The organism is Enterobacter cloacae complex sp. IR53030, from assembly GCF_049238365.1.
GTDB classification, from domain to species: domain Bacteria; phylum Pseudomonadota; class Gammaproteobacteria; order Enterobacterales; family Enterobacteriaceae; genus Enterobacter; species Enterobacter kobei.
This window is the reverse complement of sequence record NZ_JBMKHA010000040.1, coordinates 1-17,217: the sequence shown is the minus strand read 5'-3', so window position 1 is coordinate 17,217 and position 17,217 is coordinate 1. Positions and strand designations below refer to the sequence as shown.

The window sequence follows — 17,217 nt, the reverse complement described above, 5'->3', positions numbered from 1 at the left end:
TGCGTATTGCCTGAAAACACAACCCGCTACGGGGGAGACTTACCCGAAATCTGATTTATTCAACAAAGCCCTTTGAAGGATATACCAGGCAGCTCCTCAGCAGCATCAAAATATTTAAATCACTCTTTAATTAGTAAACCACTGCTGATTAACTTCTTTTATGTTTCACAGAAATTATTCGTTTTGTTTCTGTTCGTTATACTGCTCAAACCAGAAGACGACCGGTTTTTCTACAATATGAAGCAACCCAAAACGTTCTGCGGTACGGAAATTCACGCTATATGCGCGAGCCCGTTCAACCTGTTTGGTAATTTCTTTTCTCATTCCTTCAACACTAAAAGCTCCTTTAAAAAGGTTGCAGGGGGCGCATGATGGAAATAAGTTTTCTATAGCATGCAGTTCAGGGTGCATAACCTTACCCGTACTTCGGGCAACATGAGTTACGCCGCTGCCGACAGGGGCTCTCACCAGTTCAAAGTCGCGTCGAACAGGCTCAACATGATCGGCATGCCACCCTTTTTCAGGAAGCTTGCAACCACAATAGGCACAACGCCCCCCAAATTTCATTCGCAGCTCAGCTCGCTGTATTTTAGAGATCTTATTTTTAGGTTTTGAGAACCTACCATCAGGTGATTCAGCTTTGGATAACTTTGCTGAGGGCTCAGGTAATTCAACTAAATTCCCGTTGATATTTATCACCTTGACCATATCATTTTCCGCCTTTACTAAGCTCACGGGCACAGGAACTGGCTTAAGTAACCGCTAAAGATAACAGCCACTGACTGCATCTACCCAGACCTTCTGTTTATACTCAATAGGCCACCCCTCTTTATCTGCCCGGATGACGCAATCATTTACCGTGGTGCGTGACCGGATACGAACATCAAGCGGAAGCGAATCGTTATCCACACGAGCCTGTGCCTCATTTAAAATGCGTAAAAACATCTCTTTGGTCATTCAGATACCCCCTCAACTTTGCGAATTTTGATCAGATGAGGGCGACTCAGTTTACAAAGTTGTTCTGTCGCTTCATCAATCGAATTGAACCGATGAGCCTCTTCGATATTTAAAGTCCAGTATTTCGCTTTCCCTTCTCCCAGATCGGACTCAAAATAATTTCGCTTTACATCCATTTTTTTAGGCCTGCCATTTATCTTGACGACATTATGTCTGTCATCAAAAAGAAATTCGTCCCCCTCAAAAGTGATTAATACAAATGGCCCCTCAGGCTTGGAAGTCCGGGAACTTTCCATTTTCAAAGTCATACTTCAGCCTCTCGATAGAACTCATGAAACGTCAAATTAAAATGGACTCACACCACACTGATTCAGTATTCCTCCTGAACCCCATTAGGCTCTGTTGTGATTTCATATTTAATTCCGCCAGGTGCTCCCACAGCGTCCGCGACCGACTCACACAGCAGCGAGAGATCGTTGAGGGTCATTGGGTGTTCAATGTCCAGCGTGAAGAGTTTCCCGGCTTGCTTGGCGGCTGTCTTGTCAGCATGTTCGGCATTAAAAAGGTATACGGTGTGTTTTTCCTGAGCGGGTGTATTTTGATTTTGCATTGATGATCCTTTTGTTTAGTTCCCCGATTCCGGGGGTGAGTGAATTAATTTAAATTTATATTCGTCTGGTTTAATTAGAACGTTTCCACGCTATGCGTAAACAGGTAATGCAAGGGCTGTATCAACAGGATTAAAGTTACTTTTCTGGATGCAGCAACGCTTGGACATGATGTCCACATTACATCACGATCAAAGCTAAGTTTTTTTTGTATAACCCCTCCATTTTCGTGTGTTTCGCGTTTCAGACGCTTATACGACCTGCTTGACCATCCTCATCAGAAGGCGGTTTAACAGTCCTTTCGCTGTCGGGCGATTGCTATCGACATAGTAAAAACCTGTTTTGGTCGTACCGTGAGCACTGCTCAGCACCCTCAGTTCCCAGATAACGTCACGGATAACGCCGCCATTTTCTGGCTTAAGGCATTCAGATAAATGGCGCATGAAACGAGCTCTTACGGCACGGTAATAGCGGAACTCCTCTGGCTGGTTAGTATTTTCTTTCACCCGGAGTCGCTGGTTACACAGAGTTAGAACTGCATCCATCATTCCCGCCTTCAGCTTCGCCTGGATCGCACCTTGTTGCTGTTCCCTCTCACCTTCGAGTAACGTTAAAATTCTTTCTCCGAGTGCCGTCTTGTTGTGTACGTGCAACTGAACACAGGCAGCTACGCATGCCCAGAATCTGAACTTTTTTATCTGTCCACGCAATTTCCGGGCTACAACCTGACGGTATGCAGAATCACTGAGTATTTTAAAACGCCGACTGGCAACCAGCTCTGGAAGCGACACTCTGTCGCCTATCCCCAGGCGGGAAAAGGTTTGTCCCCGTTGTGCGAGACGATGATAGACAGCGCCCTTGCCTTTTGAAATTCGGACCGCGCCATAACGAAGAAGATACTGAGCAGCAGTCGTTGGAGTAAACTCACCGTCAGCGATGCGCTGGCGTAACCCGTCGTATTCATGCCAGATAATCCAGGACGCCGTATCTTCTTCAACAGTCAGCTCATCCTCTTCCTCGAATGCCACGACGACAGAACTGCTCTCTCCGGTCTTTAGGCTACGTGAAGCCCTGGGGTCAGCCTGCCCGTCAAAATAGGTCATCAGCGGCAACGTATCAGTCAGTCCATCATAAGCTGTACCGAACCGGCCTCCGGGCAGTTTCATCCAGAGTGGAGCTGGCATTGGTGTACGGGGCACAGGCTGCATGTCAGGCTCATCCTCAAGAAGGTCCAGATCGGCCTCTTCCCAGACCCTGCGATAGATCTCAATTGCCCGAAACGGGCGAGGGTTGAAACAGTGCAACGACCAGAGGAAATCAACGTGGATCACGTTTGCTTCCTGTACAAGCCGAAATTGTGGCTCAGCCATACGACGGTTATAAGCCGTATCGTCAACCTCGCCGGAAAGTAGCTTTCTGCGATGCTCTGCCGCACGTCTTGCTTCAACATAATCAAGGCTGCAACAGGCATGAAAAAGACGTTCAGTCAGGGACGAAGAAAAGATATTGGGTTGAAGACGCACATATCCGCCTTCGAACACTTTACGACCGATATAATCCCGCAGGCTCCAGTCGTACTGGATCTTAGAAAGAAATCGCTGAAGACGACTCAGGCCAGCCTGATAACCGTATTTCTCCGGGTCAGTTCGAAGGAGCGTTTCCATTGAATGGTCAACCCCTACTGCTGTGCAAAGCGAGCACCCATATCGAGCCCCACAAGCTGATGTTCGAGTGGGTTTCTCCGGCGACCAGATACACTCCCCGGTGGCGTCTTTATAAAGCGTTGCCAGGCTGAAGTTATCCGGCATAAAGCTTGGTAAAGGGAAGCGTGATTCGGAACCACAGGCCATCAGAAAAGACCAGATGTCCTGAGTGCGCCACTCCTTTACCGGATAGAGTTCACCACCGTGCTCAGTCAGGGTTACTTTCCTCGCCTGCCCTCCCATTTTGAGGATATTTCCGGCCCTTCGGGCACTTTCATCATCCCTGGAGCCCAGCATCAGGCATACCCTGCTTCGAACGGATGCCGGGGCGTTTTTCAGGTAACGAGCTTTGGCCTGGCGCAGGGGCGCGATTTTGTAGTCGGTTGAGCACTGTCGGGTAGAAGAATTAGTCCAGGTCGGAAGTCCGCGCCCAGTCAGAATGCGGCCGACCCAGCTCTGCGTAAGAGACGGTCGGGCGACAAGGACTGTGACCGGTAGCTGGTGTTCAGCAATGAACATTCTGAGCTGGTTGAGAACCTGTGAAGCCTGATAGTGCATCTCAGGGTTTTCGATCAGCGTATCGGACATCTGAATGAAATGATGTTCGCTGATATTTGTGCCGTTACGTACTGCCCTGATCAATGCCATCAGAAACAGGTGCAGAAGAGAATGGGAGTCTTTGCCGCCACTGTATCCCACGCACATTGTCCAGCCGTCCGTAATAGCCTGATAAATAGCAGATGTGGCTGACATGACCAGAGAAGAAAGACTCACAGTCTCCTTTTCATCGGTATAGTTCAGATCGGCATCGGTTGTCAGGGTCTCCCAAACATCCGCCCATTTATCATGTTTCAAAATGGCAGCATTAGCCGCCTCAGGAAAAATAACTTCTGAGGATAATTCAAGGAATGAGTCGCTTTTTTCAATAAACATATATTTTCCTGAACCACGGTATATGCTGCATCACTGATATTATTAGAACTTTAAAATAACTACAGCGCAACCATTTAGCGAAATTATATTAAATCAAAATCACGCGGATTTAATGTCAATATATATAAAAATAATCCATTGTAATTTAATCACCCGGCACAGCTATTAGTTATAGGTTGGCGGCGTAATAAATGCCGTATTATTTGTTTTCAACTCAGACAGCGGAATAAAAGGAGTGTTAAGAGTCATGTCATCACCACAATGGCGTGGTAGAGCTGAAAGCTGAAATGAATCTTTCATCACCCTAATAACCGGGCATTCCGTACGTGCTGATGGCATTACTTCCCGCAGCATCGCTTCCTGCTTTATGCTGTCGCTATGCTTATATTCATCCATGTCTTTTATTTCTTGAATTTCATCTTCACCACAAAATGACCAGTTAGCGTCATAGAAGTAAAACTCAGTTAAATGAAGATCGTTTTCTTTCACGTATGCCGCCAATTTGCGGATACGCTGTTCAAGCATTGTATCTATCCGTAAGGAAACACTCTGCGGAACGTCACTTGCAAATTCATTGATACAATCAACGGTAGAAACTATGAATTTATTGGTCATGGCAGGCTCCAGGCCACCGGGGAAACCGGTGGCTACGGTAATTGGCAGGCTTAAGCGCCGCAAAGGGTGTCAAGGGAAGGGAGAAGCTTGCTCAGCTTGTCGTAATCGAGCGGAGACAGTTCTGTAACGAGTTCGACCGAAAGACTAGTGTTGTCTTCTTCACACAGAATATAGATTCCGTCTTCTGGCTCTTTTCCGGCACATGCCTTCAGTCGTTTGTTAACGACCTCCTGGGCTGAATCCGCTACGTCGCAGCTCAGGACATAGCTTGCCACATAGCTGCTCTCACCGTGGTAATGCGTCACTTTACACAGAGCATACTGGATACCGGCTTTGTGAGCCTCATTCATGAGACGAGAAAACTGACAGCCATCCTGGTAATAGTGGGTATCCTTTGTGACCAGAATAGTCATACCCCCAAATTCATCTGTCCGGCTTTTACTGCATGTAAATGCAGCAGTAATTGTTACCATTTCCGAGAGGTCGAATACCGACAGCACGGCAGTTGTGAGGCAAATTGCATGGTCAAGATCAATGGTCTCTCCATGAAAAACTGCCAGCCCACTGCTGGTAACTTCTGTTGCGAACAACAGTTCATAATTGCAGTCTGGGCAGGATGGTTGCCCAAAGCTCGGCTCAGAAGGGTCATACTCAGGGTGGTTCTCGATAATACTGAGGATCAGCTTCTCAGTCAGAGAACAATCTGTCAGTGGCTTATCAAGCAAACGCTCACCTTCTGCAATTTCTGCTTCGGTAACGAATGTGATTGCTTCTTGTGCCATTTTTGCCTGCTCCTGAGTGCAGGGAATAATAAACGACGCCTGAGTATAATTATCTGCCACAGTTGACTCCTTGATTATTTAATTAATGTATTTGATGAGAAGATCATAACAAATACACTAATACCAACTAATAACCTGAAGGCGTTTTTTTAGAAAAAATATTAAGAAGAAGAATATGAACACTACCTCATCTTAAATTAATATCATTCAGGATTAATATTCATTTTTGCAAATAAAAACCGCCAGACGGCGGCTTTTATAAAGAGGGAAATATCATTGGAAGTTGAAATTACTTCACGGCAGGCCGACAAATTACGCGACTGCTGTGAGCTGAAGCGAAACTTGTAGAGGAAACTATAATCACCTTTTCTAAGTCGTCGGCACTGTCAGCAATATGATGCCGGAAAGCCTCCTCTGCATCACCAGGGGAGTCGGCTTCGACCAGGTAGGCCTGATCATCATCATCAAACATAATGCGCCCGGAAATGAGATAAAGTCGGCTCAAATCTGGCGTTGCTGCGCTCGTGCTTCGTTCGTTCAGATTCATTTTTTCTCCGTCTGTTGCTCGTAAAAAGAATGACGCCGGTTTAAAAGGCGTCGCCAGGGTTCGGGCTAAAACGCAGGGTTGCCATCGAGGAAGCTCATTGGCTGGCCAATAGCGGATGCCACCCTGAGAATTTCACCTGGTGTGGCATAACGCAGCATTTCAGAGCGTCCAAATTTCTGATACTCATCTACTGACATCTTTCTCCACTCTGGGTGAGGATCTTTTCCGCACAGTGACCAGTTGCTTTCAGAGGAATCACGACGGAGAACGTACACATCAAGCGAGGCTGTAAGCCCACTTCCATATCCCCGCTGCGCTACAATACGAACCTGAGAACCATCGTCGCGTTGCAACGTCTGGGTTAATTTCGTGATAGGATCCTGAGAATGCATGCCATTTACCTCGTTTTCAAAAGATTTACCGTAAGTAAATGATACCGAATCGAGAATTCTGGCTAATAGGTCAGAAGAAAAAATAATGAATATTTTTGAAGTGTAGGATAATGATTAGAATAAAATGGCCTGAATAAATCGCTAGCGGTTAAATCCGCTTATTTCAGAGAAGCTCTGATTTAGTAGTTAGGGAAAACGATGCGGTGAAAAGTAACTTTTACACCGCAATTCAGAAAAAAGTTTCAATTAGTCACATTACGAATAACCCGGCTTACTTTCGCATGTGCGTTCCCCTGGATGTTAAAGTAAAGCCCCTCAGGCAGACTCGTCGCCCACTTAACTCCTCGCTCAGCCATACGCTTCGGTGTTTCCAGCCAACCACGAGGAATATTGCCCGTAACGTCACCGATAACCCGTGAAATGCATGCTGCTACCCGGATGCCGCCGGGAATATCGCATTCGGATTCAACAATATGCATAACCTCAAATAAAGCACCATGCCGCTGGACATGATCGCCAATGTGCAACTCGATAGGAGAAACCATTTCTGTATCTGACTTCATATCTGTCCACCTTTAATTTAGAAACCGTCTAAATTACCAATATAGTTAATGTACCGGATGTTAATTCAACAAGTTCTGTATCACAACCATCAGTTTTTTTTGTTGGGTCTATATCGGAGAAACAAGTGAATATTGAATACACTCGTTAATACAGACAACCGGAAATGAATGGCACCCTAATTATCTCTGCGGCGTATGCTAAGCCGTTAATATTGTCATTTTATGGTAGAAACAATGCAAAATGAATAAACCGCTTGTCGCTTCAAACCACTTTATCAAAACCGTTAACTTGCATTAAGCCCGATACAGTTCGGCGAGCTCGTCCAGCATGGGGTTACTCTTATATCCCGGTGCGGCCGTAAAAAGGTTTCGGGAAATCGCCAGCCATTCCATGATTTTGTCCGTCGCCAGCCAACGTCTGCCAAGTCGCTCGGCTGCGATGGGAACTTTATGCAGGCCAGCGAAGGGATCTACAACAAGATCTCCCGGCTCTGTCAAAAACTCAATCAGAAACGCTGCAAGCCTGGTAGGAGACGTTGCACCATGCAGCGGAAAACCTAGCTCGCGGGCAATGGAATGGCAAAATCTCGTATCAGCGCAGCTATTGCCGTAAAACAAAGTATTTTTGGGGATCGTTCCTTCTGTTTTATTTCCAAAGGATCCGCTTTTAAGCTGGTACGCCCCATCACCATAAAAGGTCGTGCGATTTTCACCGCCTGCTGCCTGCAATTTAAGATGCTGCTCTGAATGCGGTTGCAGTACACGTAAGTTGTTTGAACGAACCTTACTCGCATCATTGGTAAACCACAGCACAGGCTCATACGATGAGCAGAGCTGCACTCGTTGCTTACATGCCCAGTGCGTTGGCGATGGGGGCTTACTGCGATTCACCCACTGAAGCCTGTCCATGAGCTCAAGCCCCAGCTTGTCACATAATGCCAGTGTCAGACGCTCCAGATACAGAGAACGTGAAGGCCTGCCCCTATTAAAGCTATCTTGAGTGATATTCAATGCCACACTTGCGCCGGGTACAAGCTGTTTCACGATCGGTTCGAGGATACGCAGAAGCCAGTCAATATAAACCTGCTCGCCACGCCCCCCGCCATGCCCGTAGTCTCTTGAATTTCGAAGGAGGTAAGGCGGCGAGGTCAGGCAAAGATGAATTTGCTCTGTGATATTGCTGAAGAAGGCATAGGCGTTTCCAAAAACCGATGCCCCAAGAGAAGTTGAGAAACCGACAACACAGAGCTTTTCCCATGACTCGTGTAGGTTTGTTTTCGTCTTAGAGGAGTATCTCCAGACGCCCCGTTTTTCTGGAACGCGTTCGATGACTCCGGCCTGCCGAAGAGTCTGCTGAAACCAGCGTACTTTGTGTTTGACGCCGCTGGTTCTGGTTTTATCTGACCCAAATTCTTTCAGTTCGTGCAATTCGGCATCCGACATGCCAGTTTCACGCTGCACTTCGCGATAAAGCTCGTCGTTGCTCAACGGCAATTCGGAGGCTGCGTAGATCCGTGCAATTAAATCCGTAGAAATCGTGCTCATCAGCCATCCTTAATGGAGATGCAGTTTAAATATCGGCCTGATGGTTGGAAGGGGGATTACTAAATCAAACCGATCTGTTTATTTATAGGCTTTGTCAGGTCATGCAGCACAGCTGGGCATGCGCAAAGAGACCCAGTCTTCTTTAGCGGAGACACCTTCAAAAGTTGTACTCAATCAGCCCCAAGATTTTGAAACTCAATGTGCTTTTGCTCACACTCCTCCCTGCCCCACGAGCCCTGCCATTCACAGATGTCCCGGTACTTAATTTCCAGCTTATCCATCTGTGAGAGGTTAGCTGTTGCGAAGTCTGGCCATATGTCGTGCCAGCATGCGTTGTACGTGACGCCTGCTGGTGGGCAATACATCATTGCATCAGCATGGATAATTTCAACGCGAGGATCGTTTGCAAACGAGGCCGCAACGAGGTTAATAACGTCCTGTTCTTTTTCAATTACTGTTACATGGGTTACATCTTCTTTTTGAAGAATGGCGTGAAGCACCATCCCCAGACCAAGACCATTAATGAGCACGCGCCCGGTGGCTCGCTCTAAAAAATCCTGGCAGGTTCTGATCTCCATCGGGGTATTGGACATCACCACATCCCAGCCGTTGGACAAACGCCGATATCTACCGGGCGGGATAAACTCGTCTGTATTACCTGTATACTCGGCACGAAGGGCGAGGCTCATCGCCTTATCTGCGGTAATTTCGAATGTGTCCAGTTTCCAGGTTCCGGACGTGCCGTCTTTAACGGGTAAATCAGAAAAGCAGCTCTTCATCAAGGCAACCAAAATTCCAGTAATGTTGTTACGCTGAACCTATCACAAACCTGCTCTTAATACAGTTATCAGGAGTGACAGCGATCTTTGAGGAATCGTTTAAATCACGGGCATCCTGTAGCGGACGCCCGATATTTAATCAAATGTCGCAGGTGTTAAAGGAAGCGTTGCAAAGTTGCAACGTCTTCTGGAGCAACCTCCACGCAGCTCCTGACACTGTAGTGATTTTCGCCGTTGTAGTCGTAAACCCCACCGTCTTCAAAACTCAGCTGTTCAAGCTCGCCATGGCACTCTGAAATGAGTGCCGTCTGGCAAGCATTTTTCTCACAATCGCTGACGAGTAACCGAACATAGCTATTCTCATGGTCGCCGTTTCGGTTCTGGATTTTAACGATAAAGTGTTTTTCAGACATTTGTGCCTCCAGCACAGTTTGAGGTTAATTTAGCGTTGCCCCGGCTCACCGGGGCAAGAATAAATCAACCCTTAATGAAACTGTGCCCCCAGGTGTTAGGCTTAAATGCCTGCTCTTTGATATATGTTTTCATTACCTTGCAGGTTTTTTTCAGGGCTTTGGTATTGGCATCGGTTACTGAGATAAAATGGCGAGAATAACGGTTTTCCCGGTATTGCTTATCAGCGTTTGGGTCAATTGCTTCGCTTTGCAGGAGTCCTTCGTGCCTGCCAATTACTATTACGTAGTTCATTTCACCTGAAACACGATCCGTGAGTAATTGAATGGAAATATCAGTCGCTCGCGTGGCCTGGCTAGCAGAAATTTTTGCATGTAAGAAAGCTCCCTTTCGAAAGTTGGCCGGAGTCAAACCTGTAATATCCTCGGTGCTAAAATTAAGTGAAGATAGAGTTGAAAATAAATCACAGCTAATGACTTCAGTATTATTAGACATAACCCGGCTCCGCTCATATTCATGTTAAGGTAATTATATCAGGTTGATAGCATTACCTAATAACTTGGTGGCAAAAAGTTGTGGTTTTTGATTAACTAAAATTGATGTTCTCAATACTGCTCAAGAATTCTTTCTTTACACCCGGAGTAAAAGGTATACGTTCAATGTATTTATAAAGCGTCGCAAAGGTTTTGGTTTCAATGTTTCGTGAAATAACATCATCAATCGGGTCTTCGAACATATTAATAAAAACATCAATATGCTGCTCTCCGCTTTCTGAAGCTAAAGAGAGAATACAGACCACTTCAATGTAGCGGTTATCCTGCTCTGCAATGAACAACCAGTGCCCTTCGTTAAAGGCTGGTGCAGCACTGAAGCGTTTTACAACAATTTCTGAAAGAGCATATCCTGCCTGATCCAACAGATTAATAAAGTTGAGTTGAGTTGAAACCACGTCTAACGCTTTCATAAAACCTCCTTTTCATCTGTACTTATTATACTGTTACCCATCCCCCCAGCTAATAACCTCCCAGCAAACTTTCAAAAAAAATACCACCTTTAATTAGAATTGAACACATCCTTTTTAAATAACAAAAAGGATTATGAAACCCACAATGTTTGTGATGTGCCACCAAGGAAAAGTAACTTTTATGTGCTCATAAATCTTATTTCGTATTCACTTTCCTTTGTCTTTCGGTCGTAGATTATCAGGGGAAGCATAAGAAGAATATGTGAGGTTTAAGCAAATGCGGTGATCGGGCATTATAATTTGGTGAGGCTATTATAAGTGGATAAAGATAGTCGTAGGTATAGGATCAGGTTAAATTGCATTTTCCCGGTTGCCTTCCCTGGCCTACCGGTTTCAGCTCAGATACTAAGACCAGCGGTAATACTTAAAATATTCCTCATTTGCAGCTATAAACTCCCTCAAACCGTTCATTAATCCCTTCTCAAACGCTGTCACGATAAACCGGTAACCGTCCAGTGTTTCAATGTAGTAAATACCGCCTGGTGTAATTCCAACATGCAACACCTCGGCTGTCATCATAAACTGGCCTTCCGGAAAATCATGCGAAAGGTAAATGAAACCAGTAGTGGCCGATGCGGGTGTGGCATTCACTAAGACCCCGTTAAACTGCTGCCCGTGCCTCGCCGGTACAAGCTCACTTCCCCTGGTTGACTTATCAAGCAGCCTCTTAACATCTTTTTCTTCTTTTAACGAGGTATAGACCCGCACATCACTGTCATCACCTGGGCGAGAGCCGGTGCCAACATGAGCAAGACGACGGTAAGCACTGCGCATATTAACGTGGCAGGATGCCCCTGCTCTACCCTGAAGCCTTACGCCAAAGTCTTCGCAAAGTAACAAAATCTGACGTAGCTGGTTTTCATGCACGGACGCTGAGAGTGAAAGATTGAAACAGGAAAAGGTCAGTTCTAAAACCTTTTCGCGTTTGTCATTGAAATGAGCTTCCAGCCTGATGACTGGCTTTTCCGACATTGCAAAAGCTTTGTCCGTTACTCTGTACCGGCATTCATCTCCGAAACATTCTTTAACAACGCTGGCTATGACCGTGTCGTGTTCTCCATCTTCCGGAGCTGGCACAAAGATTTCAAATTGTGCCGGTGTATCCGGCTCAAGCAGAACGGGATAGAGACGCGGAGAATTAAGCAAAGCGCATTCAGAATTAATGAGCTTAACCCAGGCGCTTTTGTCGTCCGGATCCTTAAGCTGCTGTCCAAGGTTATCGCAAAAGTCAACTATCTGACGGGTATGCTCATCCGTGACTGCACAGATCAGGTTAAGACCATGCGTGGCCATACGCAGTTCCCGGGTTCGGGACTGGGAATTGATCGACCAGGGGTTAAGTGAAAGCGAAATAGGGCTTATGGAAGGGACGACCGTCTCATTCTGCAAATCTGTAAGCTGGCAGTTCGCAGTAGGCTTCGGGGAAAGGGTACTAAATATGTAACTTGCCTGTTGTTTAGTACTGGCCTGGATATAAAACATCGCGTCCATGCTTGTATCCCGGGATGAAATTGAAAATAGCTTCATTTTTAACCTTAATGGATGAGCGATTTATAGTCATGTGCAGACAAATGAACATTATGTGCGCCATCATTCCATTCAAAGAATAATCGATACTTAGAGTTTACTCGAATGGAGGAATAACGGTTTGACGTCATTCTTAAGCGTTCATAACGCAAGCTGTTGGATAATAACTCCCGCTCACTCTGGACATTATCCAGCGTTTCAAGTCGACACAGAATTGCGTTAATAATTTCAGAAGGAATACCTGCCGTTGTTTTTCCATTACGGAAGAACTTTTCAAGCCGTCTGTCTTTAAATGAATGGATCATAGTTCCTCCGTAATAATTGACCTTAAAATTAAATTAAAAGGGCTTTGAATTAATGAATACCTAAAATGCGGGCGGCAACTGCCAGCTGCTTATCACTTAACTGACGCTGGTGGGTTAAAGAAGACTTAAGGCTTTCCAGAAAATTATTACTACTGGATTGTTGGGTGATTGCATCAACCATTTTTTGATGAGACCTGCACCATGCTGTGAACGCAGAACTGTGGGCGCTTTCAGTCCTTAAACGCTCGTCTTGCAGGGATGCTGACACTTTGCGGGCAGCTTGCGCATTAATGCGGTACAGCGCATTCAGCGTGTAAGCAGTACGGGTCGTTTCGAGGCTGTAACCCGTGGCTTTACAAGCCATACAGCGACTTCTATAAAAATGCTTACGCTCTCCCCGCCCATTGCATTTATCGCAAACAATACGAAAAGTATATTCCGCAGTACCTTTTACAGAATCAACACAGCGGATTTTTGCGCTGGAGATTTCAATTCCACTGCGATCATAATATTTGGTCATAATGTGATTCCTCCGGTTAGTTCTGGAGTAATCATGACAGAATGAATCTACTGGCTAATAACCTGAGAGTAAATATTTTAAAAAAACATTGAGAGAGGGTCTGCAAATTTATACACGAAGGATTCAAATATAATTTGTTTAAAAAATTAAGAGCATTCTGAAGTAAAATTGCATCAAAAAGCATTCATGGATAAATCATGTACTGGTGCCAGCGATTTAAACGAGGACATTGTTCCGGTGTAATTACACAGTTTAGCATCATAGATTATAACCAAAAGGAAGGAGTCCTTCCCGTCTCGGGAATATTACTTTCCCGTTTGCAGTTTAAGAGACACTTAATGAGAAAGTAATAATTAAGTCATGCTCAACTCTACATTTTACATTGAGGATGGCGTAACAGGGTACGGCATACTACCGTACCCTTGTGTAGGGTTTATGTTTGAGGGAATTCTATAGCAAATGTGGCCGTGCCAGATTGACCACTTACAGCGGGAGTAACGGGATATGTGCGCTCTTCACCATTACCAAGATCCAGTGACAGCGATTTAGTTTCACCAGGCTGGACCGTAACTCCGGCAACCGTAACGCCGAACTGGGCGTTTTTCTGAACAGTCAGGGTTCCGTTTAACTGTCCGGTAATGATAGAACCGTCCTGACGACGCAACACACTGGTTCGGATGATGGCCAGCGGCGTGTTGTCCGTTGCTTTCAGTGCTACGGCTGTGGCCAGCGTCTTGAGATTATCCAGCATAATCAGGTTAGCTGGCTGGTAGGTAAAATTAAGCGTTTTAGTGGTCCGGTTACCTGATTCGTCAATAGCCAGAGCCTCCAGATGATACATCTGTCCCGATTCGTCAGTATTGGGGAAGATTCTGGGGTATTCAGGAATAAAGACATCCTTGGATAGCGGCGTGAATGCAAGGGTGACCTTTTCAGAGTTAGGTCCACCAGCGAGCTGAAGCGATATCAGGGAAGCATCCCCAGAGGCATCAGTAACGCTTATGCGTAGGTTCTCAAGCCCTTTAACCAGTTTTCCTTCTGCGTCTGCGCCATTAAAGCTGAACGCAATAACCGGAAGCGTTGAGTCAATTTTCAGCGGTGCATTAAGCGTTTTGGTTCCTGTGTTTCCAACAAGATCCGTGGCAGACACGCTAACAACCGTATAATCCCCGTCCGGTAGACCAGCGTATGAGAAAGTGGCGTTTTTGGTTTTATAATCGCTTTCACTGACAGTCACAGGCTTCAGGGTGAAAGTTTCCCCCCGGGCATTTTTAAGGGTGGCTTCGAAAACTTTGGTATCCCAGTAGCTGATGTTCCAGGCGTTGACGCGATCATTATCGGTGGCCGTCATAGTGATTGTCTTGGAGGCCTTGTTTACCTGAGCGACATTAACCACCGGTGGGTTGTTATCCCAGATAACCGTAAAATTACCAGCAAGCGCATCGAATATGCTGTCACCATCTTTTCCCGAGTAAAGATGCAGATACTCAAATCCTTTGTCACTGGTGTAGTTGAAGTTAACCGTCATCTCGCATAAACTTTGTCCGACAGGAATAGTGCAGAACCAGGCTGCATTTTTTACCGTTCTGAACTTTTGCACGTATGGTCGGGGTTCTGCGGTTACCTTTATGCGGCTAATGGTGGCGGTTTTAACGCTGATTGAGGCCTGAGTTAACCACTCACTGGTATCACTCCGGTACATCTCTTTAGCCACTATCTTCGGGGCTATTTCCATCGCCGGGGCTGGAGTGAAGTTGAGGGAGTTATGATGAATTCGTCTTACTCCTCCCGCCAGAGTCTGAAATTCATGATAAGTATCCCCCACATTTGGATATATGTATTTGAAAGTATAGATATTATAAGTGCTATCGGACGTCTGGAAATTCGAGTCCGCCCAGCCATATTTGGAACCGTTAACAGCAGTAAAGTCACTTTTCTTCCTTAATACCCGTACGGAAATAGGGTTCTGGAAGACGGTCATGCCAGACTGATAGGAGACCCATGATCCGGTAGTGGCGTCCTGCACCTGGATGATATCGTCAGGCTTAACCCGATCAATTACGCTTCGGCGGCTTAGTTCGCTCCTGTTTCCCGCTTTGTCATAAAGGTAGATCCCCACTTTATATTCAGAGCGGTTTTCCGGTGCCAGGGCATTGCTGCTTGCGTCGGCGACTTGAACGGTTACGCTACCTTCCACTGTATTAATTTCCGCTGGCTTTTTACGCTCCACTCCAGCGGCATCGGTTATGAAATATTCAGCATTAGCAAGCCCGGAACCTTTATCACTCAGTCCATTAAAGACCAGTGCCTGGACGCTGGCGTACTGCATACCGGCTGGTACTGAAGTGAAGATCGCTTCGCTGCCAAAGTTCCACCCATTTCTCGTATAACTTATGGTACCCGTTGCCGGAGGCGTTCGGTCAATTGCAAGCGGGTAATCCTGCCGGGAGACCTCCTTCCCTTGCAAGTCGGTAATCACCTCTCTGAGGGTGAAGCTATCTTCTCCCATCGCTGGTACGGTCAGAGTCTTGCCGTAATAATCAAAGCCTGTCGAAGATGTGGTACGGTCATCAACGGTAACCAGGCTGCTTTTCGTGCTCCAGATGAGGCTCCCGTCACTTTTCAGCAGACTGAGCGTAATATAACGGTCCAGACCGGAAATAACGGCAACGTCAAAGCTCGTTACCGGATTAATCCATACGGATGCAGGCGATACGGTCTTTTTAACGTTCAGGGTATCTTTAAAGCTGAATTCTGCGATTTCAGCGGAAGCTCCTGCGCTGAAACCTGCAAATGCAATAAGCAGGGCTAGTTTGATTTTCATGGGTTGTCTCCTGATCAGGTTCCCCATGATACTTTTTCAGTGTTCGTGATCTTTTCGGGAAAATAGCTATTTTTGATGTTTTTCTTTTCTGCCCGGCGGGACTTTTTTTGTTTACGTGAATGCAACAAAACCAGAAAAGTTACTTTTTGATAGGGTAAAATTAGGTTTCCCTAATTTCCAGAAGCAAGCGAAAGCAGAACTAGCTTAATAGCCATTAAGAACGCCATACCTATTGATAAATAACGCTCCTTACATTTAATGATTTGAGCATTTAAAAATGAATTAGCGAAAGAATTTTGGTTTGCTTTTTATTGCATGAGTAAAACAGTATTAATAATCCGGAGCCATTAGAACGTACTCTAAAGACTCCGGTATACAGATATCTTGCCAGTAAAAATGGCCTTACTCCTCATCATCCCCCAGCGCTTTTTTGATGGCGCGGCGGCGGGCTGCATCACCTACACGATATCCGACTGAATATACGTCATTCAACCGGCGCAGAATAAGATTTATTTCCTCATCCTGAATGTAGGCAGGTAAACACAGAACCACGTCGCCATCTTCATCATAGACTCGAACAACTTCCTTCTGCCCATCTCGCTCGCGAATAATCTGGACATGCTGAACCCTGGTGTATTCTGGGTTTACGCTCATTTTAAGTATCTCTCTGTAATTGTTGTTACCAGTTAGCTATAAGCCGGATAATTCTGGTATTCAGTGTTCTGCACAGCAATCGCCTGCTCGTGGATCATTGACACTGCCAGGCGGGCTTTAACTCGCTTGCTGGTGAGAAAACGCTTCACTTCTTTAAGTTCGCTGCCAGCCGACAGCATATTGAAGACATGCTGTTTGAGACTGTTGTTATTTTTGGCCACTTGTTTCTCCATCATCTTTGTACATGGTTATTTCAGGCTGGCCTGCCAGATCACACACGTTATCCATATGCTTTTGGACCCAGTCTGTTAGACCCAGACCTTCGGCCTTTGCCTGATTGACGTAACGCAGTTTACGTTCAGGGGTAACCCGCATCTGTAGTTGTGCCGTCGCTGGAACCGCCTCTTTCAGGGCGTTAAGGCCCCTCTGATCACGGGCCTGAATTGATGGTTTACCGCTAAATAGCTGCGCCTAATACCGCTACACTTTTGCCTGACCATGTTTTCCTCCGGGGAATGGGCTGGCGGT

Annotated in this window: 21 protein-coding genes; all 21 read right to left on the bottom strand. The window is 45.9% G+C overall.

Features of this window, described 5'->3' with window-relative positions; genetic code table 11:
* Window positions 1-174: 174 nt before the first annotated feature.
* Window positions 175-708: an HNH endonuclease gene (locus ACOTXR_RS24255; protein ID WP_000241452.1), complete on the bottom strand. Its 534-nt coding sequence runs from the start codon at window positions 706-708 to the stop codon at window positions 175-177.
* A gap of 54 nt (window positions 709-762) precedes the next feature.
* Entirely contained in the window at window positions 763-957 is a 195-nt protein-coding gene (locus ACOTXR_RS24250) for a hypothetical protein (protein ID WP_000159617.1), read from the bottom strand.
* Complete coding sequence (locus tag ACOTXR_RS24245) at window positions 954-1,265, bottom strand: hypothetical protein (RefSeq protein ID WP_000172888.1); 312 nt, start codon at window positions 1,263-1,265, stop codon at window positions 954-956. Before ACOTXR_RS24245 ends, ACOTXR_RS24250 begins: the two co-directional genes overlap by 4 nt.
* Before the next feature lie 62 nt (window positions 1,266-1,327).
* Window positions 1,328-1,567, bottom strand: coding sequence for a hypothetical protein (locus ACOTXR_RS24240; RefSeq protein WP_001180999.1), 240 nt, complete (start codon window positions 1,565-1,567; stop codon window positions 1,328-1,330).
* Between the two features lie 249 nt (window positions 1,568-1,816).
* Window positions 1,817-4,201: a phosphoadenosine phosphosulfate reductase family protein gene (locus ACOTXR_RS24235; protein WP_000469469.1), complete on the bottom strand. Its 2,385-nt coding sequence runs from the start codon at window positions 4,199-4,201 to the stop codon at window positions 1,817-1,819.
* Between the two features lie 165 nt (window positions 4,202-4,366).
* On the bottom strand, window positions 4,367-4,816 hold the full coding sequence (locus tag ACOTXR_RS24230) for a hypothetical protein (RefSeq protein WP_000182312.1): 450 nt from the start codon (window positions 4,814-4,816) through the stop codon (window positions 4,367-4,369).
* A gap of 50 nt (window positions 4,817-4,866) precedes the next feature.
* The gene (locus tag ACOTXR_RS24225) at window positions 4,867-5,658 is read right to left on the bottom strand and encodes a hypothetical protein (RefSeq protein ID WP_000774871.1); all 792 of its coding nucleotides are present in this window, start codon (window positions 5,656-5,658) and stop codon (window positions 4,867-4,869) included.
* Window positions 5,659-5,887: 229 nt separating this feature from the next.
* Window positions 5,888-6,145, bottom strand: coding sequence for a hypothetical protein (locus tag ACOTXR_RS24220; protein ID WP_001052325.1), 258 nt, complete (start codon window positions 6,143-6,145; stop codon window positions 5,888-5,890).
* 65 nt (window positions 6,146-6,210) lie between these two features.
* Window positions 6,211-6,537, bottom strand: coding sequence for a hypothetical protein (locus ACOTXR_RS24215; protein WP_000556022.1), 327 nt, complete (start codon window positions 6,535-6,537; stop codon window positions 6,211-6,213).
* Between the two features lie 242 nt (window positions 6,538-6,779).
* Window positions 6,780-7,100, bottom strand: a complete 321-nt coding sequence (locus ACOTXR_RS24210) for a hypothetical protein (protein ID WP_000834113.1) — start codon at window positions 7,098-7,100, stop codon at window positions 6,780-6,782.
* Between the two features lie 294 nt (window positions 7,101-7,394).
* Complete coding sequence (locus ACOTXR_RS24205; protein ID WP_000104393.1) at window positions 7,395-8,645, bottom strand: site-specific DNA-methyltransferase; 1,251 nt, start codon at window positions 8,643-8,645, stop codon at window positions 7,395-7,397.
* Between the two features lie 170 nt (window positions 8,646-8,815).
* Window positions 8,816-9,424 (bottom strand): hypothetical protein, encoded by a 609-nt coding sequence (locus tag ACOTXR_RS24200; RefSeq protein WP_000833775.1) that lies wholly within the window; start codon window positions 9,422-9,424, stop codon window positions 8,816-8,818.
* A gap of 155 nt (window positions 9,425-9,579) precedes the next feature.
* Window positions 9,580-9,837 (bottom strand): hypothetical protein, encoded by a 258-nt coding sequence (locus tag ACOTXR_RS24195; RefSeq protein ID WP_001290639.1) that lies wholly within the window; start codon window positions 9,835-9,837, stop codon window positions 9,580-9,582.
* Between the two features lie 64 nt (window positions 9,838-9,901).
* Window positions 9,902-10,330, bottom strand: coding sequence for a hypothetical protein (locus tag ACOTXR_RS24190; RefSeq protein ID WP_000069824.1), 429 nt, complete (start codon window positions 10,328-10,330; stop codon window positions 9,902-9,904).
* Window positions 10,331-10,421: 91 nt separating this feature from the next.
* Complete coding sequence (locus ACOTXR_RS24185) at window positions 10,422-10,799, bottom strand: hypothetical protein (protein ID WP_000645320.1); 378 nt, start codon at window positions 10,797-10,799, stop codon at window positions 10,422-10,424.
* A 405-nt stretch (window positions 10,800-11,204) separates the two neighbouring features.
* The gene (locus ACOTXR_RS24180; RefSeq protein WP_000339750.1) at window positions 11,205-12,350 is read right to left on the bottom strand and encodes a hypothetical protein; all 1,146 of its coding nucleotides are present in this window, start codon (window positions 12,348-12,350) and stop codon (window positions 11,205-11,207) included.
* 44 nt (window positions 12,351-12,394) lie between these two features.
* Entirely contained in the window at window positions 12,395-12,691 is a 297-nt protein-coding gene (locus ACOTXR_RS24175) for a type II toxin-antitoxin system RelE/ParE family toxin (RefSeq protein ID WP_000581857.1), read from the bottom strand.
* A gap of 49 nt (window positions 12,692-12,740) precedes the next feature.
* On the bottom strand, window positions 12,741-13,211 hold the full coding sequence (locus ACOTXR_RS24170; protein ID WP_000170639.1) for a hypothetical protein: 471 nt from the start codon (window positions 13,209-13,211) through the stop codon (window positions 12,741-12,743).
* 433 nt (window positions 13,212-13,644) lie between these two features.
* Window positions 13,645-16,035 carry an Ig-like domain-containing protein gene (locus ACOTXR_RS24165; RefSeq protein WP_176556462.1) on the bottom strand — a complete coding sequence of 797 codons (2,391 nt, stop codon included), beginning with the start codon at window positions 16,033-16,035 and terminating at the stop codon, window positions 13,645-13,647.
* 402 nt (window positions 16,036-16,437) lie between these two features.
* On the bottom strand, window positions 16,438-16,689 hold the full coding sequence (locus tag ACOTXR_RS24160) for a hypothetical protein (protein ID WP_000115760.1): 252 nt from the start codon (window positions 16,687-16,689) through the stop codon (window positions 16,438-16,440).
* Window positions 16,690-16,721: 32 nt separating this feature from the next.
* Window positions 16,722-16,925 carry a hypothetical protein gene (locus ACOTXR_RS24155; RefSeq protein WP_012477421.1) on the bottom strand — a complete coding sequence of 68 codons (204 nt, stop codon included), beginning with the start codon at window positions 16,923-16,925 and terminating at the stop codon, window positions 16,722-16,724.
* Window positions 16,926-17,217 lie beyond the last annotated feature (292 nt).

Excerpts from the sequence above, each read along its gene's own strand:
- ACOTXR_RS24255 (WP_000241452.1), bottom strand. The coding sequence starts at position 708 with ATGGTCAAGGTGATAAATATCAACGGGAATTTAGTTGAATTACCTGAG.
- ACOTXR_RS24250 (WP_000159617.1), bottom strand. The coding sequence starts at position 957 with ATGACCAAAGAGATGTTTTTACGCATTTTAAATGAGGCACAGGCTCGT.
- ACOTXR_RS24245 (WP_000172888.1), bottom strand. The coding sequence starts at position 1,265 with ATGACTTTGAAAATGGAAAGTTCCCGGACTTCCAAGCCTGAGGGGCCA.
- ACOTXR_RS24240 (WP_001180999.1), bottom strand. The coding sequence starts at position 1,567 with ATGCAAAATCAAAATACACCCGCTCAGGAAAAACACACCGTATACCTT.
- ACOTXR_RS24235 (WP_000469469.1), bottom strand. The coding sequence starts at position 4,201 with ATGTTTATTGAAAAAAGCGACTCATTCCTTGAATTATCCTCAGAAGTT.
- ACOTXR_RS24230 (WP_000182312.1), bottom strand. The coding sequence starts at position 4,816 with ATGACCAATAAATTCATAGTTTCTACCGTTGATTGTATCAATGAATTT.
- ACOTXR_RS24220 (WP_001052325.1), bottom strand. The coding sequence starts at position 6,145 with ATGAATCTGAACGAACGAAGCACGAGCGCAGCAACGCCAGATTTGAGC.
- ACOTXR_RS24215 (WP_000556022.1), bottom strand. The coding sequence starts at position 6,537 with ATGCATTCTCAGGATCCTATCACGAAATTAACCCAGACGTTGCAACGC.
- ACOTXR_RS24210 (WP_000834113.1), bottom strand. The coding sequence starts at position 7,100 with ATGAAGTCAGATACAGAAATGGTTTCTCCTATCGAGTTGCACATTGGC.
- ACOTXR_RS24205 (WP_000104393.1), bottom strand. The coding sequence starts at position 8,645 with ATGAGCACGATTTCTACGGATTTAATTGCACGGATCTACGCAGCCTCC.
- ACOTXR_RS24200 (WP_000833775.1), bottom strand. The coding sequence starts at position 9,424 with ATGAAGAGCTGCTTTTCTGATTTACCCGTTAAAGACGGCACGTCCGGA.
- ACOTXR_RS24195 (WP_001290639.1), bottom strand. The coding sequence starts at position 9,837 with ATGTCTGAAAAACACTTTATCGTTAAAATCCAGAACCGAAACGGCGAC.
- ACOTXR_RS24190 (WP_000069824.1), bottom strand. The coding sequence starts at position 10,330 with ATGTCTAATAATACTGAAGTCATTAGCTGTGATTTATTTTCAACTCTA.
- ACOTXR_RS24185 (WP_000645320.1), bottom strand. The coding sequence starts at position 10,799 with ATGAAAGCGTTAGACGTGGTTTCAACTCAACTCAACTTTATTAATCTG.
- ACOTXR_RS24180 (WP_000339750.1), bottom strand. The coding sequence starts at position 12,350 with ATGGACGCGATGTTTTATATCCAGGCCAGTACTAAACAACAGGCAAGT.
- ACOTXR_RS24175 (WP_000581857.1), bottom strand. The coding sequence starts at position 12,691 with ATGATCCATTCATTTAAAGACAGACGGCTTGAAAAGTTCTTCCGTAAT.
- ACOTXR_RS24170 (WP_000170639.1), bottom strand. The coding sequence starts at position 13,211 with ATGACCAAATATTATGATCGCAGTGGAATTGAAATCTCCAGCGCAAAA.
- ACOTXR_RS24165 (WP_176556462.1), bottom strand. The coding sequence starts at position 16,035 with ATGAAAATCAAACTAGCCCTGCTTATTGCATTTGCAGGTTTCAGCGCA.
- ACOTXR_RS24160 (WP_000115760.1), bottom strand. The coding sequence starts at position 16,689 with ATGAGCGTAAACCCAGAATACACCAGGGTTCAGCATGTCCAGATTATT.
- ACOTXR_RS24155 (WP_012477421.1), bottom strand. The coding sequence starts at position 16,925 with ATGATGGAGAAACAAGTGGCCAAAAATAACAACAGTCTCAAACAGCAT.